This is a genomic window from Paraburkholderia monticola (assembly GCF_001580545.1).
GTDB lineage: Bacteria > Pseudomonadota > Gammaproteobacteria > Burkholderiales > Burkholderiaceae > Paraburkholderia > Paraburkholderia monticola.
The window spans coordinates 82919-104729 of record NZ_LRBG01000022.1; the positions used below are offsets into that span (position 1 = coordinate 82919).

The 21811-nt window shown below is 65.2% G+C and carries 19 protein-coding genes; 9 read left to right on the forward strand and 10 right to left on the reverse strand.

What is annotated here, in order from left to right; translation table 11 throughout:
* The first annotated feature begins 83 nt into the window (after window positions 1–83).
* Window positions 84–449 carry a hypothetical protein gene (locus CI15_RS37450; protein ID WP_161950039.1) on the forward strand — a complete coding sequence of 122 codons (366 nt, stop codon included), beginning with the start codon at window positions 84–86 and terminating at the stop codon, window positions 447–449.
* Window positions 450–500: 51 nt separating this feature from the next.
* Here the strand turns inward: CI15_RS37450 and CI15_RS17255 are convergent, their stop codons facing one another.
* From CI15_RS17255 to CI15_RS17265, 3 genes are all read right to left on the reverse strand, one after another.
* Complete coding sequence (locus tag CI15_RS17255) at window positions 501–1361, reverse strand: alpha/beta fold hydrolase (protein WP_062129530.1); 861 nt, start codon at window positions 1359–1361, stop codon at window positions 501–503.
* An 11-nt stretch (window positions 1362–1372) separates the two neighbouring features.
* Window positions 1373–2962, reverse strand: a complete 1590-nt coding sequence (locus CI15_RS17260) for a benzoate-CoA ligase family protein (RefSeq protein WP_062129531.1) — start codon at window positions 2960–2962, stop codon at window positions 1373–1375.
* A gap of 99 nt (window positions 2963–3061) precedes the next feature.
* Window positions 3062–3529 (reverse strand): DUF4863 family protein, encoded by a 468-nt coding sequence (locus CI15_RS17265; RefSeq protein WP_062129532.1) that lies wholly within the window; start codon window positions 3527–3529, stop codon window positions 3062–3064.
* 157 nt (window positions 3530–3686) lie between these two features.
* On the opposite strand from CI15_RS17265, the gene CI15_RS17270 reads away from it, so the two are divergent.
* The 5 genes from CI15_RS17270 to CI15_RS17290 all read left to right on the forward strand — a co-directional run bounded on the left by CI15_RS17270 (window position 3687) and on the right by CI15_RS17290 (window position 10347).
* Window positions 3687–4697: a helix-turn-helix transcriptional regulator gene (locus tag CI15_RS17270; RefSeq protein ID WP_062129533.1), complete on the forward strand. Its 1011-nt coding sequence runs from the start codon at window positions 3687–3689 to the stop codon at window positions 4695–4697.
* A 113-nt stretch (window positions 4698–4810) separates the two neighbouring features.
* Window positions 4811–6490, forward strand: a complete 1680-nt coding sequence (gene boxC, locus CI15_RS17275) for a 2,3-epoxybenzoyl-CoA dihydrolase (RefSeq protein WP_062129534.1) — start codon at window positions 4811–4813, stop codon at window positions 6488–6490.
* Window positions 6491–6587: 97 nt separating this feature from the next.
* On the forward strand, window positions 6588–8015 hold the full coding sequence (boxB, locus tag CI15_RS17280; RefSeq protein WP_062129535.1) for a benzoyl-CoA 2,3-epoxidase subunit BoxB: 1428 nt from the start codon (window positions 6588–6590) through the stop codon (window positions 8013–8015).
* 60 nt (window positions 8016–8075) lie between these two features.
* Window positions 8076–9314, forward strand: a complete 1239-nt coding sequence (gene boxA / locus CI15_RS17285) for a benzoyl-CoA 2,3-epoxidase subunit BoxA (protein ID WP_062129536.1) — start codon at window positions 8076–8078, stop codon at window positions 9312–9314.
* Between the two features lie 253 nt (window positions 9315–9567).
* Window positions 9568–10347, forward strand: coding sequence for an amino acid ABC transporter substrate-binding protein (locus CI15_RS17290; RefSeq protein ID WP_062129537.1), 780 nt, complete (start codon window positions 9568–9570; stop codon window positions 10345–10347).
* Between the two features lie 130 nt (window positions 10348–10477).
* Here the strand turns inward: CI15_RS17290 and leuA are convergent, their stop codons facing one another.
* The gene (gene leuA / locus CI15_RS17295) at window positions 10478–12184 is read right to left on the reverse strand and encodes a 2-isopropylmalate synthase (protein ID WP_062129888.1); all 1707 of its coding nucleotides are present in this window, start codon (window positions 12182–12184) and stop codon (window positions 10478–10480) included.
* Window positions 12185–12482: 298 nt separating this feature from the next.
* Here leuA and CI15_RS17300 point away from each other — a divergent pair, with 298 nt between their 5' ends.
* Window positions 12483–12815 (forward strand): hypothetical protein, encoded by a 333-nt coding sequence (locus tag CI15_RS17300; protein ID WP_062129538.1) that lies wholly within the window; start codon window positions 12483–12485, stop codon window positions 12813–12815.
* A gap of 31 nt (window positions 12816–12846) precedes the next feature.
* Here CI15_RS17300 and CI15_RS17305 read toward each other — a convergent pair whose 3' ends face one another.
* The gene (locus CI15_RS17305; protein WP_241495857.1) at window positions 12847–13632 is read right to left on the reverse strand and encodes a cadmium resistance transporter; all 786 of its coding nucleotides are present in this window, start codon (window positions 13630–13632) and stop codon (window positions 12847–12849) included.
* Between the two features lie 80 nt (window positions 13633–13712).
* Here CI15_RS17305 and CI15_RS17310 point away from each other — a divergent pair, with 80 nt between their 5' ends.
* Window positions 13713–14282, forward strand: coding sequence for a hypothetical protein (locus CI15_RS17310; RefSeq protein ID WP_062129890.1), 570 nt, complete (start codon window positions 13713–13715; stop codon window positions 14280–14282).
* 49 nt (window positions 14283–14331) lie between these two features.
* Here CI15_RS17310 and CI15_RS17315 read toward each other — a convergent pair whose 3' ends face one another.
* Together CI15_RS17315 and CI15_RS17320 are read right to left on the reverse strand one after the other, a co-directional pair.
* Window positions 14332–15609: a DUF3443 domain-containing protein gene (locus CI15_RS17315; RefSeq protein ID WP_062129539.1), complete on the reverse strand. Its 1278-nt coding sequence runs from the start codon at window positions 15607–15609 to the stop codon at window positions 14332–14334.
* Window positions 15610–15678: 69 nt separating this feature from the next.
* Window positions 15679–16143 (reverse strand): DUF2844 domain-containing protein, encoded by a 465-nt coding sequence (locus tag CI15_RS17320; RefSeq protein WP_062129540.1) that lies wholly within the window; start codon window positions 16141–16143, stop codon window positions 15679–15681.
* Between the two features lie 442 nt (window positions 16144–16585).
* Here CI15_RS17320 and bamC point away from each other — a divergent pair, with 442 nt between their 5' ends.
* Window positions 16586–17818, forward strand: a complete 1233-nt coding sequence (gene bamC, locus CI15_RS17325) for an outer membrane protein assembly factor BamC (protein WP_062129541.1) — start codon at window positions 16586–16588, stop codon at window positions 17816–17818.
* 257 nt (window positions 17819–18075) lie between these two features.
* Here bamC and CI15_RS17330 read toward each other — a convergent pair whose 3' ends face one another.
* The 3 genes from CI15_RS17330 to CI15_RS17340 all read right to left on the reverse strand — a co-directional run bounded on the left by CI15_RS17330 (window position 18076) and on the right by CI15_RS17340 (window position 21671).
* Entirely contained in the window at window positions 18076–19002 is a 927-nt protein-coding gene (locus CI15_RS17330; protein WP_062129542.1) for a DMT family transporter, read from the reverse strand.
* A 292-nt stretch (window positions 19003–19294) separates the two neighbouring features.
* A complete protein-coding gene (locus tag CI15_RS17335) occupies window positions 19295–20893 on the reverse strand; it encodes an L-lactate permease (RefSeq protein WP_062129543.1) in 1599 nt (532 codons plus the stop codon).
* 295 nt (window positions 20894–21188) lie between these two features.
* Entirely contained in the window at window positions 21189–21671 is a 483-nt protein-coding gene (locus tag CI15_RS17340; protein ID WP_062129891.1) for a hypothetical protein, read from the reverse strand.
* Window positions 21672–21811 lie beyond the last annotated feature (140 nt).

Sequence of the window (21811 nt, forward strand, 5' to 3'; positions counted from 1 at the left end):
CGGTGCAGCAACGGCGATGCTGCGTCGCACGCGCGCAGGCAGGCAGCCTGCGCGCGCGACGCGGTTCTCAATCGACGGTATGGATGACGGGGCTCGCCAGCGGCGGCGCGGTGGCGGATAACGCCGTGCCGGCTTCGGATGCGGGAGCCGCGGGAGTCTGGATCGTCAGCGCTGGCGGCGCGGCCTCGGCCGGCGCCGCGGCAGTCGATGGTTCGCCGGGACTAGCGGCGGAATGGTCGGTAGAACTGATCGTGTTCGTGCTGGCGGGCGGGTCGTCGTTGCTGCATGCGCCAGCTAGCGCGCACAGCGCGATGATCGCCACGGTGCATGTCAAACGTTTGCGCCGCGGCGCACGGAACGGGTTCGACACGAAGGACATGGCACTGTCTCCTGGCGGGGAAGGGATGCCTCGCCATCGAGGTGCCGAGGTCAGCGATGCAGCAGCTTAATCGCCGAACCGTGTAATTTTTATGAAGTATTGGTAAGAGGTCGCGCGACGCTTATCGCTGTGCGCTCACGAACGCCGCGATCGCGTCGTTGAGCGCGGCGGGCGCGTCGCGGTGCGGCGAGTGTCCGCATGCGTCGAGCTTGACGAGCCGCGCGTGCGCCACGCGCGCGGCGATCGTGTCGATCTGCGCCATCGTGCCGTAGTTGTCGTCGTGACCCTGGATCGCCAGCAGCGGGCGACGGATCGGCACGAGCGCGTCGACGATCGACCACGGCCTGAACGCGGGATCGAGCCAGATATCGTTCCAGCCGTAGAACGCGGAATCGACGTCCGCGTGATAGCGGGCGAGCTTCGCGCGCAGATCGGTGGTTTCGTAAAGCTGCTTCGTTTGCGCGATGCTTTGCACCGAGATGTCTTCGACGAACACGTGCGGCGCGATCACGACCGCGCCCGCGAGCGCATCGGGATACAGCGCCGCGTAGAGCAGCGCGATCGAGCCGCCGTCGCTATGGCCGATCACCCACATGCGCCGGCGTTGACGCTGGTCGATCCCGAGCGCGTCGAGGAGCGCGGGGAGGATGTCGCGGGCCTGCGCGGTCATGAAATCGACCGGCCATTTTTCGTCAGGCGCACGCGGCGTGGAGAGTCCGTAGCCGGGCCGCGAATAGACGAGTCCACGCATGCCGAGCCGCTCGCACAACGTTTGCGGCCAGTCGCGCCACATGGCGATCGAGCCGAGACCTTCGTGCAGAAATACCGCGATCGGCGGATCGTCCGTCTGAGCGTCCGACTGCTGATTGACCCAGCGGTACTCGATGCGCAGCGGTCCCTGCGAGGCGGTCTCCGGCAGTTCGGCGAAGCTGCTGCCGGCACTCGCGGCGGAAGTGGCTGGGGCAGTACCACGGTTCTGCATCAATCGATCACCTATGACAGTTCGCGCAATTTGAAGCGTTGAATTTTACCGGTGGCGGTCTTCGGCAGATCGTCGGTGAACATGATCTCGCGTGGGTATTTGTGCGGCGCGAGCCGTTCCTTGACGAAGGCCTTCAGTTCGTCTGCGAGCGTGTCGGACGGCGTGAAGTCGCGCTTGAGCACGACGAACGCGCGCGTCTTCACGAGCCCGCCATGGTCGACACCGACCACCGCCGCTTCGAGCACTGCGGGATGCGCGACGAGCACCATCTCGACCTCGACCGGCGACACATACTGGCCGCTCACTTTCAGCATGTCGTCGCTGCGGCCCGCGTAAACATAGCAGCCGTTCGCGAGGCGCCGATACTTGTCGCCGCTTCTGATCCATTCGCCGAGAAACGTCGCGCGCGTCTTCTCGCGATTGCTCCAGTACATCAGCGCCGCGCTCGGCCCCTTGATGAACAGATCGCCGACTTCGCCATCGGGCACGGGACGTCCGGCTTCGTCGCGCAGATCGACTTCGTAGCCCGGCACGGGCCGCCCGGTCGTACCGTATTCGACTTCGCCCGCGCGATTGGACAGGAAGATGTGCAGCATCTCCGTCGACCCGATGCCATCGAGAATCTCGGCACCGAAGTGCGCGGTGAAGCGTTCACCGACATCGCGCGGCAACGCCTCGCCCGCCGACGCGCACACGCGGATCGCGACGTCGGCCCGCGCGGGCAGATTCGGCGACACCAGCATGTTCGCGTACAAGGTCGGCACACCGTAGAACACGGTCGGACGATGCTGCACGAGGCGCGCGAAAATCGCGTCGGCGGTGGGGCGCTCGGCCATCAGGATCGCAGTCGCGCCGACTGACAGCGGAAAGGTCAGCGCGTTGCCGAGCCCATACGCAAAGAACAGTTTCGCCGCCGAAAACACCACGTCGCTCTCGACGATGCCGAGCACCGGCTTGCCATAAAGCTCGGCGGTCCAGTACAGGTTCGCGTGCGTGTGCACGGTGCCTTTCGGCTTGCCGGTCGAGCCCGACGAATAAAGCCAGAACGCGATGTCGTCCGCGTTGCTCGCACAGCCTTTGAGCGCGGGTGCGGCGGCGTCGACGAGTGTTTCGAAACGGGGCGCGGCAAGTGGGGTCTCGGTGGCGGCATGAGGCTGGGAGACGATCAACTGGCAGCCGTCGTCGTCGATGCTGCTCAGTGCCTCCGTCACGTTTTCGAGTAGGGGTGCCGAAACGATGACCGCTCGCGCATGGCTGTGCGTCAGCATGTAGGTATAGTCGGCCGCGCTCAGCAAGGTGTTCGCGACGACCGGCACGATGCCCGCGTAAAGCGCGCCGAGAAAGGCGACCGGCAGCGACGCGGTGTCGAGCATCACGAGCAGCACGCGCTCTTCGGGGTGAACGCCAAGCGCTCGCAGTGCGCTGGCGCAGCGCCGCGCGCGCGCTTCGAGCTCGCCGTAGGTCATGGTGCCGTGGTCGTCGATATAGGCGAGCTTGCTCGCGCGTGCTTCGTTCAACTGGAACAGATGCCTCGCGAAGTTGAACAGCGGGGGCGGCGGCGCGACCGGCTGAGGCGCGCTCGTTTCCAGCAGGGCTTCCATATGTCTCCTCCATCCATGGGCGCGGTCCGGCCGTTGTGTGCTCGTGACTCGTGCTCGTGTTCCGTGCTCGTGATCTGCTCGATGCTTGCCGCGCGCGGTTCATGCGCGCGTGAATTCGATTGCTCCCTCAGGCAACAGATACAGCACCAGCGCCTCACCGTTCGCGACAGTCGGATGATGCGCCGAGCCGGGGCCGTACACGCACCAGCCGGCCGGATGGCCGTCGAACGTCGCGCCTTCGGTCAGCGGCATGATCAGATCGATCTCGCCATGCGGATGGACGTGATGCGGACCGGCGATGTCCTGCATGTCGACGACGTCCACGGAAAAATCGTGCGTGTCGGGCAGCGCCTTGAAGATGCGGCCGTAGCGGATGCCGCCGGCCTCGCGGTTGCACAGCCAGCCTGCGGCGACGCCGCCGCGGCATGCGTTCTCCAGTTGCTGGAAGGTTGGGCTGCCGGCGGGCCAGGTGTCGTTCAGCCAGGCCGCGAGCGAAGCGTCGAGCGGCCGCCCGGCGAGTTGCCCAGTCACACCTGCGATCAGGCGCTGGAATTCCTGTGGGGACATGCGAGCCTCCAGAAGCGCGCTCACGCAGGCGGATGGACGCTCGAGGCGGCGCGTGACGGTGTTTGTGATTGGATCGGCTTTTGGCGAAAATTAAACCGTTCACCTTGTGCGTGTCAAGCACTATAGTACATGTATCGAAGTCGCGAGGTCGCAAAACATGAATCATAAGTACTCTTCCGAACCGTTGGCCGAAGCCGACGACGCCGCCCGCGCCGAACGCAGCGAGCGCGCAGGTGAACGCGCGGCCGAACGCGGCGGCGAGCGCGAGGAACGCGACCCGTTCCTGACCGCGATGGGCGAGCGCGTGCGTCTGCTGCGCGCGCGCCGCGGCATGACGCGCAAGACGCTGGCGACCGAAACCGGTTTGTCGGAGCGGCATCTGGCGAACCTCGAATCGGGCGTCGGCAATGCGTCGGTGCTGGTGCTGCGGCAGATCGCGGCCACGCTGAACTGCTCGCTCGCCGAAGTGATCGGCGACGAAACCACCGCGTCGGCCGAATGGCTGCTGATTCGCGAACTGCTGCAGGGGCGCGACCAGGCGGCGCTGCAACGCGCGCGCATCGCGCTCGCGGAGATGTTCGCGCAGGCGCCGTGCGACCCGCACCGCAAGGACCGCATCGCGCTGATCGGCCTGCGCGGCGCGGGCAAGTCGACGTTCGGGCGCATGCTCGCGCAGGAGCGCAAGGTGCCGTTCATCGAACTCACGCGCGTGATCGAACAGCTGGCGGGCTGCCCGCCGTCGGAAATCCATTCGCTGTATGGCGCGAGCGCGTATCGACGCTACGAGCAGCGCGCGCTCGAGGCGGTGATTCACGAGCATCCGCGCGCGGTGATCGCGTCGCCGGGCGGGCTGGTGTCGGAAGCGGGCACCTTCAACGCACTGCTGTCGCACTGCTTCACCGTGTGGCTGCAGGCGACGCCCGAGGAGCATATGCGCCGCGTCGTCGCGCAAGGCGATCTGCGGCCCATGTCCGGCAACCGCGAGGCGATGGACGACCTGAAGCGCATCCTCGCCGGGCGCGCCGAACTGTACGGCCGCGCGGACATGACGTTCGACACCAGCGAGAAGACGCTGGCCGATGCCTACCTGCAACTGCGCGACCGTCTCGCCGCGCGTCTCGCGGCGGAAGCGCCGGACGAAGCGCCGGACGAAGCGCGCATGAACTGAGCGGGCGCGGGCGCCAGGGTTTCCCTGTAGTGATGCACTAAAGTGCTTTACGCGACTGTGATGATGCACTATTGTTCAAAAAACAGATTGCATCGTCCAGTCAGGAGACGCCCATGTCCACAGCACCTTCCACCGTTGCTCAGGTCGCGCCGGTCGACTACCGCACCGATCCGTCGCAGTACAAGCACTGGAAGCTGAGCTTCAACGGCCCGGTTGCGACGCTCGGCATCGACATTGCCGAGGACGGCGGCATTCGCGACGGCTACAAGCTGAAACTGAATTCATATGACCTCGGCGTCGATATCGAGCTGCACGACGCGATTCAGCGCATTCGCTTCGAGCATCCGGAAGTCCGCACGGTGGTGGTGACGAGCCTGAAGGACCGGGTCTTCTGTTCGGGTGCGAATATTTTCATGCTGGGGCTGTCGTCGCACGCGTGGAAGGTCAACTTCTGCAAGTTCACGAACGAAACCCGCAATGGGCTCGAAGATTCTTCGCGGCATTCGGGCCTGAAGTTTCTTGCCGCGGTGAACGGCTCATGTGCGGGCGGTGGCTACGAACTCGCGCTCGCCTGCGACGAAATCTATCTGATCGACGATCGGTCCTCTTCGGTGTCGCTGCCGGAAGTGCCGCTGCTCGGCGTGCTGCCGGGCACCGGCGGTCTGACGCGCGTGACCGATAAACGCAAGGTGCGCCACGACCGCGCGGATATCTTCTGCACGGTGGTCGAGGGCGTGCGCGGTGAACGCGCGAAGGCGTGGCGTCTCGTCGATGAAGTCGTCAAGCCGAACCAGTTCGACCAGGCCATTCAGGCGCGCGCGCTCGAACTCGGCGCGCACAGCGATCGTCCGGCCGATGCGTCTGGCGTCGCGCTCACGCGCATCGAACGCACGGATCGCGAAGACGGCCTCAGCTATCAAACGGTCGACGTGACGATCGATCGCGCGAAACGCGTCGCGACCTTCACCGCCCGCGCGCCGCATGAAACCCAGCCGACCAGCCTCGACGCGATCGTCGCCGCCGGCGCGAACTGGTGGCCGCTGCGATTCGCGCGCGAACTCGACGACGCGATCCTGTCGATGCGCACCAACGAACTCGAGATCGGCACCTGGGTGTTCAGGACCGAAGGCGACGCGCGCAACCTGCTGGCGGTCGACGCGACGCTGCTGCAGCACAAGGATCACTGGTTCGTGCGCGAAACGATCGGCATGCTGCGCCGCACGCTCGCGCGCATCGATGTGTCGTCGCGTTCCATCTTCACGCTGATCGAGCCGGGCTCGTGCTTCGCCGGCACGTTCGCCGAACTCGCCTTCGCCGCCGATCGCAGCTACATGGCCGCGCTGCCCGACAACGAGGACGAGGAGCCGGCGATCACGCTGTCGGAAGTGAACTTCGGTCTGTATCCGATGGTGACGCATCAATCGCGGCTCGCGCGGCGCTTCTACGAGGAAGCCGGGCCGCTCGACGCGGTGCGCGCGCTGATCGGGCAGCCGGTCAAGGCGCTCGATGCCGAGCGCCTCGGTCTCGTGACCGCGTCGCCGGACGATATCGACTGGGCCGACGAAATCCGCATCGCGCTCGAGGAGCGCGCGGCGATGTCGCCCGACGCCTTGACCGGCCTCGAAGCGAATCTGCGCTTCAACGGGCCGGAAACGATGGAGACGCGCATCTTCGGCCGTCTCACCGCCTGGCAGAACTGGATCTTCAACCGGCCGAACGCAGTGGGCGAGAAGGGCGCGCTCAAGGTGTACGGCAAGGGTAGCAAGGCGCAATTCGACGTGTCGCGCGTCTGATTGACGTCGCGCGCACGCCGATCAAACGACGCCGCCTGCCGATACGCGCCTCTCGACACTGCAGCTTCCGAACAGGAACCGACCCAGGGAACCGACCATGTCCTCGATCAACTACAGCGAAAAGATTCCGAACAACGTCAACCTCGCCGACGACCGCGCGCTGCAGCGCGCGCTCGAGCAATGGCAGCCGAACTTTCTGTCGTGGTGGGGCGATATGGGCCCGGAAGGCTCGCACGGCTACGACGTGTATCTGCGCACCGCGGTCAGCGTCGACGCGGGCGGCTGGGCGCACTTCGACTACGTGAAGATGCCGGAGTACCGCTGGGGCATTTTCCTCACGCCGGGCGAGCAGGATCGCAAGATCCACTTCGGCGAGCACAAGGGCGAAGCTGCGTGGCAGGACGTGCCCGGCGAGCATCGGGCAAACTTGCGCCGCATCATCGTCACGCAGGGCGATACGGAACCGGCTTCGGTCGAGCAGCAGCGCCACCTCGGTTTGACCGCGCCGTCCCTTTACGATCTGCGCAACCTGTTCCAGGTCAACGTCGAGGAAGGCCGTCATCTCTGGGCGATGGTGTATCTGCTGCATCGCTACTTCGGCCGCGACGGCCGTGAGGAAGCCGAAGCATTGCTCGGCCGCCGCTCCGGCGACGAGGACAATCCGCGCATTCTCGGCGCGTTCAACGAGAAAACGCCGGATTGGCTCGCGTTCTTCATGTTCACGTACTTCACCGACCGCGACGGCAAGTTCCAGTTGTCGGCGCTCGCCGAGTCGGGCTTCGATCCGCTCGCGCGCACGACGAAGTTCATGCTGACCGAGGAAGCGCATCATATGTTCGTCGGCGAATCGGGCGTGTCGCGCGTGATCCAGCGCACCGCGCAGGTGATGAACGAGCTCGGCACCGACGACGTCGCGAAGCTCCGCGCGGCCGGCGTGATCGATCTGCCGACCATCCAGCGCTATCTGAACTTCCATTACTCAGTCACGATCGACCTGTTCGGCGCCGATCATTCGTCGAACGCGGCGACGTTCTATAGCTCGGGCCTGAAGGGCCGCTACGAGGAAGGCAAGCGCGACGACGATCATCGGCTGAACGAACATGGCTACAAGCTGCTCGACGTGCAGGACGGCAAGCTCGTCGAGCGCGAGGTGCCGATGCTCAACGCGATGAACGAAGTGCTGCGCGACGATTACATCAAGGATTCGGTCGCGGGCGTCGGCCGCTGGAACAAGGTGCTCGAGAAGGCCGGCATCGAGTTTCGCATGACGGTGCCGCACAAGGCGTTCAACCGGCAGATCGGCACCTTCGCCGGCACGCGGGTGTCGCCCGATGGCCGCGTGCTCAGCGAAGCCGAATGGGCCGCGAACGAGGCAAAGTGGCTCGCCACGCCGGAGGACCGCGCGTTCGTCGCGTCGCTGATGGGCCGCGTTGCCGAGCCGGGCAAGTTCGCGAACTGGATCGCACCGCCCGCGATGGGCGTGAACCGTCAGCCGGTCGATTTCGAATACGTGCGCTTCAACTGAAGCCAAGCAAAGCACGAAAGGCGCGCCACGCGCGCGCGGTATTACCTGGTGGAGGAAGTCATGAACGGCCCAGTATCGGTCGAAGTTCTGCGGCAGCATCTGATCGATCCGGAGATCTGCATTCGCTGCAATACCTGCGAAGAGACTTGCCCGATCGACGCGATCACGCACGACGACAACAACTACGTCGTGAAGGCCGATGTCTGCAACGGCTGCATGGCCTGCGTGCCGCCGTGCCCGACCGGCGCGATCGACAACTGGCGCACGGTGTTGAAGGCCGACGCGTATTCGATCGACGAGCAGCTCACGTGGGACGTGCTGCCCGAGCAGAACACGATGGCGGTGCCGGCTGAAGAAGCGGCGGGAGCTTCACCTTCGGGCGACGGCTCGGCCGAAGCCGACGGCATCGAAGTCGATACCGTGCGCGGCGCGGTCGTGCCGCCCTGGTCGGCCGCGAAGCCGTACGTGAATCTCTACACGCACAAGGCGCCGACCACCGCGACCGTGGTCGGCAACTACCGGCTCACCGACGGCGCGACGTCGAGCGACATCCATCACATCGTGCTCGATTTCGGCTCGATGCCGTTTCCGGTGCTCGAAGGGCAGTCGATCGGCATTCTGCCGCCCGGCGCGGCCGCCGACGGCCGCGTGCATCACGCACGCCAGTACTCGGTCGCCAGTCCGCGCGACGGCGAGCGGCCCGGCTACAACAACGTGTCGCTGACGGTCAAGCGCGTGTCGCAACAGCATGGCGATGCGATCGACGGCGTCTGTTCGAACTATCTGTGCGATCTGAAGAAGGGCGACGTGGTCAGCGTGATCGGCCCGTTCGGCAGCACGTTCCTGATGCCGAATCATCCGAACTCGCATCTGCTGATGATCTGCACGGGCACCGGTTCGGCGCCGATGCGCGCGATGACCGAGTACCGCCGGCGCAAGCGGCTCAAAGGCGCGACCGGCAAGCTGATGCTGTTCTTCGGTGCGCGCACCAAGGAGGAGTTGCCGTACTTCGGACCGCTGACCAATCTGCCCAAGGATTTCATCGACACGACGCTCGCGTTTTCGCGCACGCCGGGCCAGGCGAAGCGCTACGTGCAGGACGCGATGAGCGAACGCGGCCCGGACGTCGCGAACCTGCTGAAGGACGACAACACCTATATCTATGTGTGCGGCCTCAAAGGCATGGAGGACGGCGTGCTGCAGGCGCTCAAGGACATCGTCGAGCAACATCAGCTCGATTGGGAGGCGTTGTGGGCGAAGCTCAAGCGCGAAGGGCGGCTGCATCTGGAGACGTACTGAACGGCGCGCAGGCACGCCACCGCCGCCGAAAGCTTCGCGAAAAGGCTCCGTCAAGGCTCGTGAAAGCATGAGCGCTTGCGGGGCCTTTTTGCCTGTGTCATGTTGATGGCGGACGAACGCCGCGCTTGAGCGATGCGCTTTGAAAATGGCGGACGGTTTGCTACAGTCGGCCCACGCAACCGGCCGTGCGCCGGCACCGCCCGCCGAACGCGGCAGTCCGCCACCTACGCAGCCATCCAGACGGAGCCGTCCGATGAAGCCGATTCGCTCACTCGCGCTGATCGCGCTGTTGCAGGCCGTGCTTGCGCAGCCGGCGAGCGCCGACGATCTCGCGCAGATCAAGGCGTCGGGCGTATTCAGGATCGGCACCGAAGGCACTTACGCGCCGTTCACCTATCACGACGACGCGGGCAAGCTGACGGGCTTCGATGTCGAGCTCGCGAGCGGCATCGCGCAGCGTCTGGGCGTCAAGCCGCAGTTCATCGAAGCCAGATGGGAAGGGCTGATCGGCGGACTCGACGTCGATCGCTACGACGCGGTGTTCAACGAGGTCGCGATCACCGACGAGCGCAAGCTCAAATACGATTACTCGGACCCGTACATCACCTCGCACGCGGTGCTGATCGTCGCGTCGGACAACACGACGATTAAGTCATTCGATGACCTGAAGGGCCGCAAGTCCGCCAATACGCTGACCAGCAACGTTGGCCGGATCGCGGCCGCGCACGGCGCACAGGTGATTCCGGCGCAGGGCTTCGACGAGTCGATCGATCTGCTCGTCGCGGGCCGGGTCGACGCGACCGTCAACGATTCATTGTCGTTTCTCGACTACAGGAAGCGCCAGCCCGACGCGAGGATCAAGGTCGTCGCGGTCGATATGTCGCCCAATAGCAGCGACAAGTCGGCCGTGCTGATCCGCAAGGGCAATCCGAAGCTGCGCATGGCGATCAACGGCGCGCTCGCCGACATGAGAAAAGACGGTACGTATCGGCGGATTTCGCTGAAGTACTTCGGCCGCGACGTGTTTCAATGACCCTCGGCCGACGCTGAAGCGGATGAATCGACATTAAAAAAAGAAGGGGCGTCGAAACGCCCCTTCTTTTTTTAATGTCAGCGCGACGAACATGCGGTGCGCCGCATGTTCGTCGTGGCGGACCCAGGCCTTACACCGTCGCGTCGCCCAGCGCGGCTTCGAAGAAGCGCTCCTGCGCATCCGCGTTCACGCGTGCATAAGCGCGGTTGACGCCGCTGATCACCGCGCGAATCGACGCGGTGATCAGGTTCGCATCGACACCCACGCCGAATGCGCTGCCGGCCACATCGGCACCGGCCATTTCGGCGATCGCGATCGCGCGCGCGTCGGCGCCTTGCGTGAGTGCGCGTTCCTCGTAGTGCTGGATGCGCACGGGCACGTCGAAGGCGTGCATCAGCGCGTCGAGCGGACCGTTGCCGGCGCCGCTCAGCACGCGCGGCGTACCGTTGATTTCGACGTTCAGCTTGATGTGCTCGCGGCCGTCATGCTCGGACAGGCTGTGGCTGATGTAGCGAACCGGCTCGACCGTGTGCACGTATTCCTGCTGGAACAGTTCCCAGATCTGCGCGGGCGTGACTTCCTGGCCGCTGTCGTCGGTGTAGCGCTGCACGGCCGAGCTGAAGTCGACCTGCAGGCGGCGCGGCAACACGACGCCATAGCTCTGCTCGAGCAGATACGCGATGCCGCCCTTGCCCGACTGGCTGTTCACGCGAATCACGGAGTCGTAGGTGCGGCCGAGGTCGCTCGGATCGATCGGCATGTACGGCACTTCCCAGATCGCGTCCGGCTTCTGCACGGCGAAGCCCTTCTTGATCGCGTCCTGGTGCGAGCCCGAGAACGCGGTGAAGACGAGATCGCCGACATACGGATGACGCGGATGCACCGGCAACTGCGTGCATTCCTCGGCCGTGCGCGCGACTTCGTTGATGTTCGAGAAATCGAGCTCGGGGTCGACGCCCTGGGTGTACAGGTTCAACGCGAGCGTGACGAGGTCGACGTTGCCGGTGCGCTCGCCGTTGCCGAACAGACAACCTTCGACGCGATCGGCGCCCGCCATCACCGCGAGTTCCGCGGCGGCGACGGCCGTGCCACGGTCGTTATGCGGATGGACGGAGACGATCAGCGAGTCACGGCGCGCGAGATTGCGGTGCATCCATTCGATCTGGTCCGCGTAGACGTTCGGCGTCGCCATTTCGACGGTGGCCGGCAGATTGACGATCGCCTTGTGCTCGGGCGTCGGTTGCCAGATGTCGAAGACCGCGTCGCAGACTTCCTTGGCGAATTCGAGTTCGGTGCCGCTGAACACTTCCGGGCTGTATTGCAGCGTGAAGTGCGTTTCCGGATGGGCCTCGGCGAGGCGCTTCATCGTGCGCGCGGCCTTCTGCGCGAGTTCGATCACACCGCTCTTCTCGAGGCCGAACACGATCTTGCGGAATTCCGGCGCGGTGGCGTTGTACAGGTGGACGATCGCGCGCGGGGCGCCGCGCAACGATTCGAACGTACGCTCGATCAGATCGTCGCGAGCCTGGGTGAGCACTTCGATCGTGACGTCGTCGGGAATATGGCCGCCCTCGATCAGCTCGCGCACGAAGTTGAAATCGGTCTGCGACGCCGACGGAAACGCGACTTCGATTTCCTTGAAGCCGATCTGCACCAGCGTCTTGAACATGCGCATCTTGCGCTCGGCGTTCATCGGTTCGAACAGCGCCTGGTTGCCGTCGCGCAGGTCGGTGCTCATCCAGATCGGCGCGCGCGTGATGGTGCGCGACGGCCACTGGCGATCCGTCAAATTGATCGGCTTGAACGAGCGGTACTTGGTAGCGGGGTTTTTCAACATTTTCATCATCCGAGGGTGAGACCGTGGAACGGGTGTCGACCGGACGACGAAAACGCGATACTGGGCCGCCGGTCGGAAACCGGGGCTGGGTCAGTTACTGGGGATTCAAGCGATGCTTCGGTGGATCAGAGAGAAGCGGACGCGCGCAGCAGACCTAGCCCGGTAGAGGGGGCTAGTAGTAGCGATAGGGTGGTCTGGGCGCGGTACATAGTGCGCAATGGGAACATATTATTAAGATTGCGTCAAGGGCTGCGGTGCGATGCGCCGTGGTGTTCTGATCAATGGGCAGGAGGCGGAGATGAAAACGGTAGCGAAGATTGCGGGCGTCGCGTGGCTCTGCGCGGGCGCGGCATTGGCATGCGGGTTCGTTGGACAGGCGCGCGCGCAGGGGCTCAGCGCGCAGAACGACATGAACGCGCCGCAGAACAGCACGCGTCTGATGCCGCAGGCGCCGTGCGGCAGCGAGTATCCGACGCATGGCAATCAGCAGGCGGGCGAACTGAATCTGAATCCGACCGACCCGCGCGCGCAACTGGTCAACTGCTTGCCGAACAACGCGACGTCGGGCGGCTACGGCGCACCGCTGGCGGGCGTACGGTCGAACGTGCAGCCGCAGCCGCCGGCGAATTGAGGTTGCCTGACCGGAGTCACCCGCGCACCGCTCAGCCGCCGGACAAAAGCCGCAGCGTGTCGTTGTTCACGATTACTGATACGCCGATCGCGAGCAGGATCAGCGGCAGCAGCGCCGAGCCGTATCGACGGATCGGCGCGCCGAGCAGCGGATGATCGACGAGCCACGCCGCACCGGCGCACCACAGCCCGATCATCGCGATGAACACGAGCGAAACGAGCGCGTTCTCGGCGGGGGTATGACTCGCGTACAGCGGCACGTAGACCGCGATGTTGTCCGAGCCGTTGGCGATCGCGACGCCCGCGACGGTCCAGCTCGATGAGCCGCTAGCGGTTGGCGAAGCGGCTGGACTGCGCGCTGCGGGGGCGTCGTCGGGTGCATGAGCGGGCGCGTGGGCGGTCGCTTGGTCGTCCTTGCTGTCGTCGCGCTGCGCGTGGCCGGGACCGAAGCGCTGCCATCCCTTGTGCAGGCCCACGGCGATCGGCAGCAAGCCGAGCAGGCCGACATAGCCGGTCGGCAGGCGGGTGAGCAAGGCCGCGAGCACGAGCGCCGCGGCGACGAGGAGCAACGATCCCGCGTACTGTCCCAAGACGACGCGGCGGCGTTGCGCGCCCGCTTCGGTCAGAAACCCGAGCAGCACGAACAGGTTGTCGATATTGGTTGCGGCGTACGCGGCGATCGCGAGCAGGACGAGGCTGAGCATGAAGAAGCCGAGGTCGTGACAGGACGGCAAGCGGCTTTGAATTCGCCGCTCGGTGAGGTTGAGCGCGCGCCCGACAGGGCAGCCCGCCAACACGATGCCGACGCGTCGCGCCAAGGTCAAGCGGCAGGCGGCTGCGGCGCCGGGCGACAGGGCCGTAAGCTACAATGGCCGACGCCTCGAACAACGGAATATCGATGAAGATCCGCATTCTCCCTATCGCCTGTATCGCGAGCGCTGCGGCGCTGCTGGCGGCCTGCACGATCGTCAGCCGTAACTCCAGCGCATGCGAGCAATTGATGCGCAGCAAGCTGGCCGAGTCGTCGTCGGAGATGTCTTCTTATACGCTGCGGGTCGCGCATCGTGGCGCCGCGATTCGCGGCTCGCGCGTCGTGGTGGAGGGATCGATCGAGCATTTCGCGAGCGCGTCCGAGGTGGCGGCTGCCATGCCGCCCGCTGCATCTGCGCCTGACGCGGGATCTGCGCCTGACGCGGGATCTGCGCCTAACGCGGGATCTGCGCCTGACGCGGCATCTGCGCCGAACGCGGCATCTGCGCCGAACGCGGCATCTGCGCCGAACGCGGCATCTGCGCCGAACGCGGCGTCGGACCTCAAGGTGGCCGCCAAGCCGGCGCAGCCCAAGAAGGTCAGCACGCCGGCCGCCGCCGAATGCACCTTCCACGGTGAACAGCTCGACGTGTTCCGCTGGCTCGCCCCGGCGCAGCTGGCCACGCCGGTCGCGCAACCGGCTAGCGAGGCGGGCTGAGTTCGCGCCGCCCGCACCCCGCCGCGCATCCAATCCGCTTCAATCAACCTCAGAACGCGTAATACGGCCCCTGGCCAGCCGACGTATTGCGCGCCGCAATCGCCGTGTAGATGCGTTTGCCGTAAAAGAACGGCAAGCCCCAGCCGAAACCCTGACTCGAGTTGCCGGCGAGATTGTCGAACGCGTTGTTCGATGACGCGAACAGCGTGTTCGAATTGCCGACGTCGAACGACACCGTGGTCGACAGGCCATCGATCCCGGTGATCGACGCGCTCGCCGACTGCGTCGCGCTCGGGCAGTACCAGAAGCCGCACACGGGAAACAGCGTCGAGTGGAAGAAGAGGCCATTCGAGCCGCTGTCGAGATAGCTCACCGCATAGCTCTGACCGCCCGAGACCGTCGTCACGTAGCCGGTCGACGCGTTCGTCTTGAGCACGTTCGTGCTCGTCAGCGTGTTGTTCGCCTGGGTGCCGATGCCGAAGATCAGCGAGCCCGACACGCTGGCCGCGCCCGCATCGGCGACGGCCGGCAGATCGATCACGACGCCGTTGTTATCGAGCGGAAAACTGCTGACCGGGTTGGTCACCTGTTGCGCAAGCGGCTGCGCGGTCGCGGTGCAGCCGCTCGTCGTGCAACTGTAGTACCAGCGCGGCAACGCGGAGTTCGAGCAGCCGTTGCCGCAGTCGACCGGGAACAGACCCACGCCGAGAATGCCGTTCGAGTGCATGCTCGACACCGTCAGCAGCGACGCGCCGGCGTTCGCGCAGTCGGCGGGCGCGGCGGGCAGCGCGGTGTCGGCGATCACCTGGATCGGAATCGATGAGGCCTGTTGGCCGGCCATGCGCACGTCGGCGTTGCGGATCGAGCCCCACGCATAGCCGCTGCCGAACACCGCGCATTCGGCGCTCACGCCGCTGCCCGCGGCGACGCTCGACAGCGTCAGGGTCGTCGGCAGCGCCGAGGCGAGGATGCGCAGGCCGTTCGAACCGGTGTCGACCTGAATGTCGTCGATCGTCGCGCAATTGCTGGTGCCCGCCTGGCAGACGGTGACGCTCGTCGTCAGCATGTTGCGCGTATTGCCGGGCGATACGCCGACCGTGATCGGCTGCACGTTGGGCGTGGTCGATTGCGGCACGTTCGTGTTCTGCGTCGTGTTCGACGCATTCGTGGAACTGGTCGACGAGCCCGGCGCGGTCGCGGACGGCGTCGAGCCCGAGCCGGACGAGCCCGACGAGTCGGACGAGGAACTGCCGCCTCCACCGCCGCAGCCGACGAGGGCGGCGCAGACGATCAGAAGCAGGGCGTGCAAATACAAGGCGGATTTCATGGCGTGACGGTCCGTCGGGTGGAACTCGGGCGTGAAAGGTGTGCGGGTAACGCGTGCGGGTTGCGCGGGTTACTGGATGTCGTCGGAAGTGACGCCGGCCGGCAGAGCCGCCGGTAGCCACGCGCGTCCGACGTAGCCACGCATGGGTCCGCCGGACTCGACGATCACATCGGAGCGCGCGACTCGCGACGCGTGCAGATTGCCGCTGCCGGCCGCCCCCGCAGCGCCCGTTTTGTACGAGTCGCCGTATTTGCCGAGCAGCGCGTGCAGATCCGGCATCGTCGGGCCTTGCCATGCGTAGGCCACGATCAGGCCAGTGCTGCTCGCATATTCGTTGATGGTGGTATTGCCGGCGTCGGTCCACGTGCGCTCGCGCAGGGCGCCGTTGAGCAGCGTGCGCGGCGCGCTCGCGCCCGCCACCGCCTGGCTCGGCATCGTGCCGCCTAATTCGGCATGCGCGCCGACGCTCGTGCAGCACGCGACGACAGCGATCGCCGCGGCGAGCGCGGCTGGATGGAGACGCAATTTGTCCATGTGGGCTTCCTCGATTGGTGCCGGATTTTTATTGAGATATTCGTTTAACGTAGCACCGGTTTTTTCTGTTCTTCGCCGACCGCTGCGCCCGTGGTCGCAGTCAATCTCAAAAAAGCAAGCCGCATGCAGACCGGGAGCCCTTATTCGGCGGGCCTCCGGCGAAAACCAAGAACACTCCCAATGTCAACCCAAAAGTGTTATCGAGTGTTAAATTTACCGCATAAGAGCGTAAATAGGATGACCGGCGAGGACTTTTTCCCGCTGAGGCTTCGTCGACAGGACACGGTGGCTCTCCGCCTCGGGGGACCTCGGCGCCGACGGCCATTTCCGCCGTGCGATTCGCGGGCAAACCCCAGTTTTTGCACACGCCTCGCTGGGACCGGTAAAATATTGGGTTGATCCACGGAAACTCGCCGTGGCGTAGCGGAAGGATTCCCCGAACATGACTGATCTTCGTCTCACCAAGCGGTTTGCAGTAATGCTCGTGGCAGGCGGGCTGGTCGCCGGCTGCGGCACCTCGTCGCCGACCAAAATCGACTACCGCAGCGACTCCAGGTCGAAGCAGGTATCGCTTGCCGTACCGCCGAACATGATCGACGAGACGTCCGATCAGCGTTCGCTGCCGCCGCAGGGCGGCGAAACCTCGCTGACCGCGTTGAAACAGGTGCAGGCGCAAGCGCCGGCCGGCGATTCGCTCGTGGTCGTGCCGCCGGTCCAGGGCATTCACATCCAGCGCGACGGCACGGAGAGCTGGCTCGTGCTCGACAACAAAACGCCCGATCAGGCCTGGCCGCAAATCCGCCGCTTCTGGCAGGAGCAGGGCTTCCTGCTCGTCGTCGACCAGCGCGACAAGGGCGTGATGGAAACCGACTGGAACGAAACGCACGCGCAGATCAACGACGGCTTTATCCGCAACACGCTGTCGAAGGCGATGGGCAACAGCTACGTGAGCTCGGAGCGCAACAAGTTCCGCACCCGTCTCGAAGCGGCGCCGAACGGCGGCACCTATGTGTTCGTCAGCCAGAAAGGCATGCGCGAGGCGATCACCGGCACGAACAACGACTCGACCCAGTGGCAACCCAAGCCGAACGACCCGGCGCTCGAGCAGGAATATCTGAAGCGCCTGATGGCTTCGCTCGGACGGGCTGATTCGGGGGCCGGCGCGGGTGGCACGCAGAACGCCGAGCTGTCGCCGGCGGGCGCGCAGATCGCACCGAACGCGGCGACGGCGGGTGCGAAGTCGGCCACCGCCGCGGTTGCCGCGCAGAACGTCTCGCTCGCGGCCCAGCCGCCGATGCCGGACGCGGATTCGGCGAACACCTCGGCGCAGGTCTCGTCGACCGAGCTCACGCTCGGCGAGCCGTACGACCGCGCGTGGCTGCGCGTGGGCCTCGCGCTCGATCGCAGCAACTTCACGGTCGACGACCGCGACGTGAGCAAGGGCCTGTACTTCGTGCGCTACGTCGATCCGAAGGATCTGTCGTCGGCGGAGCAGGGCTTCTGGAGCCAGGTCTTCCACGGCAAGAAGGAGAAGGTCGCCAAGCAGTATCGCGTGAACGTGCGCGCGGTGACGCCGAACCAGACTCGCGTGGCCGTGGTCGACGACAAGGGGCAACTCGACGAGAGCTCGCAGGCCAAGCAGATCATGAGCCTGATGGTCGACCAGCTGCACTGACATAAGAGCCTCGCGGCCGACGCCGCGGGTTCGACAAAACCGCCCGGAGAAATTCGGGCGGTTTTTTTTCGGCTACGGCTTCCGAAGCGTGAACGCTTACGTGAGCCCACGCAATGTGACGTCGCCTATCTTCGTAGGATGAAAAAAAGCCCGCACTCCAGTGAGTGCGGGCTATCTTTTCGTGCCTGCGGTTTGCCACGCTTGCATCGGATCCGCCATCCACGACCCGGCGCGGCAGCGCACCGTCCTTCGTGCGCTCAGGTGTCCGCGCGCCGCGTCCCAATCCACGGCAAGCGCTTGACCACACCGGTCGCGAGCGCGGTGCCGACCAGAATCACCGCGCACCCTTCCAGCATGCCGGGCGACACCGACTCGCCGAGGAACAGCGCACCCCACAAAATGCCGAAGATCGGAATCACGAAGGTCACGGTGATCGCGCGCGTCGGCCCGGCGATCGCGATCAGGTGGAAGAACAGCATGTACGCAACGCCGGTACATGCGACGCCGAGCGCGATCACCGCGCCCCACGCGCGCAGCGAGATCGGTGCGGCGGGCCAGTAGATCACCGCGAGCGGTAGCAGCACGATCGTCGCGCCGATCATGGTGCCGGTCGCGACCGTCAGCGCGTCGACACCGGTCAGGTGACGCTTCGTGTAGTTGGCGGCAATGCCGTAGAGCAGCGTCGCGCCGAGCGCGGCACCGGCCGCGAGTGCGACGGTCAGCGGCGAGGCGGCCGAACCGTCCGGCGCCGCGATCTGATCCCACACGAGCATCAACACGCCGAGAAAACCAATCACGAGCCCCAGCGAGCGCAGCGCGCTGAGCCGGTCGCGCAGCCACAGGAAACCGACCAGCGCGCCCCACAGCGGCGCGCACGCATTGATCACCGACGTGACACCCGCCGACAGCGTCAGCTCGGCATAGGCGAACAGGCAGAAAGGTGCCGCCGAATTGAGAATGCCGACCACCAGCAGCGGCAGCGCGCGTGTGCGCAGTACCGTGGCGGACTGTTGCAGCGGCCGTCGCGCGATCAGCACGATCGCGAGGAAGATGGCGCCGATGCCGACGCGCAGCGCCATCAGCGGCGCGACGCCGAAGTCGGTCACGCCGACGCGGATGAACAGGAACGACGCGCCCCACAGGGCGGCGAGAATCAGCAGTTGCAGCAGGTTTTTGGCTTTCATTGCAATGGCGCCGCGCGCAGTTGAGTCGGGACGCGAGTGCATCGTACCAGCGTGATCGTGCAAAACGTTTCAGCGTGGAATGAAACGGCAAGATCCGGGAGATGGCCGCGTCCGGTGAGCTCGATCGTAAGCCGTGGGAGGGCGCGTGCCAAGCGAGCAATTCTCACTGCTATGTGAGAAAAATTGCGATCGGTCAGAGCGGGTGTGGGAACGGGAGGTCAAACGCCGCCCGCGAGGTGCGGGCGGCCAGGCCAAACAATGTGAATTGCATTGCACTGCTAGCCGCGCGACCTCAATGCGGAATCATCCACTGCAGGAAGTTCTGCTGCGCCCAGACGAGCACGCCGAGCAGCACCGTCAGCAGAATCGAATGCTTGAAGGTCTTCGCGAACACGACGCCTTCCTTGCCCTTCAACTCGGTGGTCGCGACGCCGGTCGAAATGTTCTGCGGCGAGATCATCTTGCCCATCACGCCGCCCGACGAGTTGGTCGCCGCCATCAGCACCGGGTTCAGATTGAGCTGATTGGCCGCCACCACCTGCAGATTGCCGAACAGCGCGTTGCCCGAGGTATCGCTACCCGACAGGAACACCGCGACCCAGCCGAGGAACGCCGACACGAGCGGAAACACCGGTCCGACCGACGCGACGCCGAGTCCGAGCGTATAGGTGAGTCCCGAGAAGTTCATCAGGTACGCGAGGCCGACGATCGTCGCCACGGTCAGAATCGCGATGCGCGTCTGCACCCACGTATCGCCAATCGCCTTGCCGAACTCAGCGGGAGAGAGCCGCACGACGAACGCGGTGATCAGCGCCGCGACGAGGATCGCGGTACCGGTCGCGAGCGGCTGGAAGTCCCAGATCGCGGCGTACGGCGTGTTGTACAGCGTGATGAAGACGGCCTTGTCGAGACCCGGCCACGGCACCTTGATGTCGCCGATCGTGAAGATCTTCGCGACCGTCCAGATGATCACGACGACCGACACGATGATCCACGGATACCAGCCCTGCGCACCGCCGATCTTGCCGCGCACTTCGCTGATGCGGTCGATGTTGATCGCGAATTTCGGATCGACGGCGGGCCTCCAGACCCGCAGGAACGCGACGGTGAGAATCAGCGAAACCAGCGAGGACAGCACGTCGGTCAGACTGTAGTTCACGAAGTTCGAGACGACGAACTGGGTCAGCGCGAAGCTCAGGCCCGACACCAGCAGCACCGGCCAGATCCGCAGCATGTTGCGAAAGCCCGCGTACACGCCGATCACATAGAACGGCAGCAGGACCGCGAAGAACGGCAATTGCCGTCCGACCATTTTCGCGAGCAGGTCCGACGGCAGATGCGTGACCGCGCCGAGCACCGTGATCGGCACGCCGAGCGCGCCGAACGCGACCGGCGCGGTGTTGAAGATCAGCGTGAAGGTCAGCGCTTCGAGCGTCGGAAAGCCGAGCATGATCAGCAGCGAACTCGTGATCGCCACCGGCGTGCCGAAGCCGGAAATGCCCTCGAGCAGCGCGCCGAACGAAAAGCCGACCACGACGAGCACGATGCGCCGGTCGTTCGGCAGGTTGTCGATCATCCACAGGCGGAAGGCCGCGAAGCGTCCCGAGCGCTGCGCGATGTTGTACAGCAGGATCGCGGTGAACACGATCCACATGACCGGCCAGCACGCGAACACGGCGCCAGCGGCGACCGAGTTGAACGCGAGCCCGGCCGGAAACTGCCAGACGAGGATCGCCACGATCAAACCGACGAGCAGTCCGGCGAGCGATGCTTGCCATGCTGGCCTGCGCGCCCAGCCGAGCAGCGCGAGCACGACGATGATCGGCAGTGCTGCGACGATAAAAGAGGGCAGAAGCGCATTGCCGACCGGAGTCAGTAGTTGATGAAACATCACGTCTCCTTCGTTGTTGTGTAATCCGACGCGGGGAACTGCGCATGACGGCGCGTCGCTATGGCACGGCGGACGCTCGCAAGTGGTCTCGACAAAGCGGCGTCGCCTGATTTAAGCGAGTGCTGCATGAAGCTTTCCAAGGATAGGGCGCCATATTGGCGCGTCAAGCCGGGAAACTACGGGAGGGTGGGCGCAGCGGCAGGGCGATACGCGCTGAAAAGCGGCCTGCGAAGAAACGCGCGCCGGCAGCTGAAGTGCCGGCGCGAGCACGTCTCACCACGGGAGGGAGGACGCGTCAATGCCAGTGACCACCCCAATGGCCGCCCCAATATCCGCCGATGCCGATGGCGATCGACGGTCCGTAATAGGCGGGGTAGCCGTAATAGGCGGGATAAGGATAAACGGGCGGCGGATAGTAGGCTGGGTAGACTGGTGGCGCCGCATACACGGGGGCGGGGGGCGCATAGCCGGGCGGCAGATCCTGCGGCGCGACCTGCGCTTGCGCTTGTGCCTGTGCTTGAGGTGGCTGTTGCGCGTCGGCCGACGCTGCGTTCTGGTCGGCTGTCGTCGCGGGCGCGGTCGAATAGTACGAGGTGTAGTAGCCGCCGGGATAGTAGCCGGCGGGGTAATAGCAGCCCGCCAGCAAGAGGCTCCCGGCGAGCATGGAAAGCAGGGAAAACGCGGCGCGGGGCCGCGCGAATTTCGCGGAAAGACGGGACGAATCGCGTGGCGTCGAGAGGCGCATCGCGCAACGATGGATGACGACGCGGGACTTCATGATGCGCTCCTCGATGAACCGATGCCGCTTCACGCGACATCGTTATCAGGAGCTTACGCTCTTGCCGTAGCAACGCTGTGGCAAAACAGCAACCGCATATTTCAGTTTGTTTCGACGCGGCCGCTCGAGGCGAGGGCGCA

Bases quoted from the DNA above. Each gene is read 5' to 3' on its own strand.
- CI15_RS37450 (WP_161950039.1), top strand. From the start codon at position 84: ATGACGGGGCTCGCCAGCGGCGGCGCGGTGGCGGATAACGCCGTGCCG.
- CI15_RS17255 (WP_062129530.1), bottom strand. From the start codon at position 1,361: ATGCAGAACCGTGGTACTGCCCCAGCCACTTCCGCCGCGAGTGCCGGC.
- CI15_RS17260 (WP_062129531.1), bottom strand. From the start codon at position 2,962: ATGGAAGCCCTGCTGGAAACGAGCGCGCCTCAGCCGGTCGCGCCGCCG.
- CI15_RS17265 (WP_062129532.1), bottom strand. From the start codon at position 3,529: ATGTCCCCACAGGAATTCCAGCGCCTGATCGCAGGTGTGACTGGGCAA.
- CI15_RS17270 (WP_062129533.1), top strand. From the start codon at position 3,687: ATGAATCATAAGTACTCTTCCGAACCGTTGGCCGAAGCCGACGACGCC.
- boxC (WP_062129534.1), top strand. From the start codon at position 4,811: ATGTCCACAGCACCTTCCACCGTTGCTCAGGTCGCGCCGGTCGACTAC.
- boxB (WP_062129535.1), top strand. From the start codon at position 6,588: ATGTCCTCGATCAACTACAGCGAAAAGATTCCGAACAACGTCAACCTC.
- boxA (WP_062129536.1), top strand. From the start codon at position 8,076: ATGAACGGCCCAGTATCGGTCGAAGTTCTGCGGCAGCATCTGATCGAT.
- CI15_RS17290 (WP_062129537.1), top strand. From the start codon at position 9,568: ATGAAGCCGATTCGCTCACTCGCGCTGATCGCGCTGTTGCAGGCCGTG.
- leuA (WP_062129888.1), bottom strand. From the start codon at position 12,184: ATGTTGAAAAACCCCGCTACCAAGTACCGCTCGTTCAAGCCGATCAAT.
- CI15_RS17300 (WP_062129538.1), top strand. From the start codon at position 12,483: ATGAAAACGGTAGCGAAGATTGCGGGCGTCGCGTGGCTCTGCGCGGGC.
- CI15_RS17310 (WP_062129890.1), top strand. From the start codon at position 13,713: ATGAAGATCCGCATTCTCCCTATCGCCTGTATCGCGAGCGCTGCGGCG.
- CI15_RS17315 (WP_062129539.1), bottom strand. From the start codon at position 15,609: ATGAAATCCGCCTTGTATTTGCACGCCCTGCTTCTGATCGTCTGCGCC.
- CI15_RS17320 (WP_062129540.1), bottom strand. From the start codon at position 16,143: ATGGACAAATTGCGTCTCCATCCAGCCGCGCTCGCCGCGGCGATCGCT.
- bamC (WP_062129541.1), top strand. From the start codon at position 16,586: ATGACTGATCTTCGTCTCACCAAGCGGTTTGCAGTAATGCTCGTGGCA.
- CI15_RS17330 (WP_062129542.1), bottom strand. From the start codon at position 19,002: ATGAAAGCCAAAAACCTGCTGCAACTGCTGATTCTCGCCGCCCTGTGG.
- CI15_RS17335 (WP_062129543.1), bottom strand. From the start codon at position 20,893: ATGTTTCATCAACTACTGACTCCGGTCGGCAATGCGCTTCTGCCCTCT.
- CI15_RS17340 (WP_062129891.1), bottom strand. From the start codon at position 21,671: ATGAAGTCCCGCGTCGTCATCCATCGTTGCGCGATGCGCCTCTCGACG.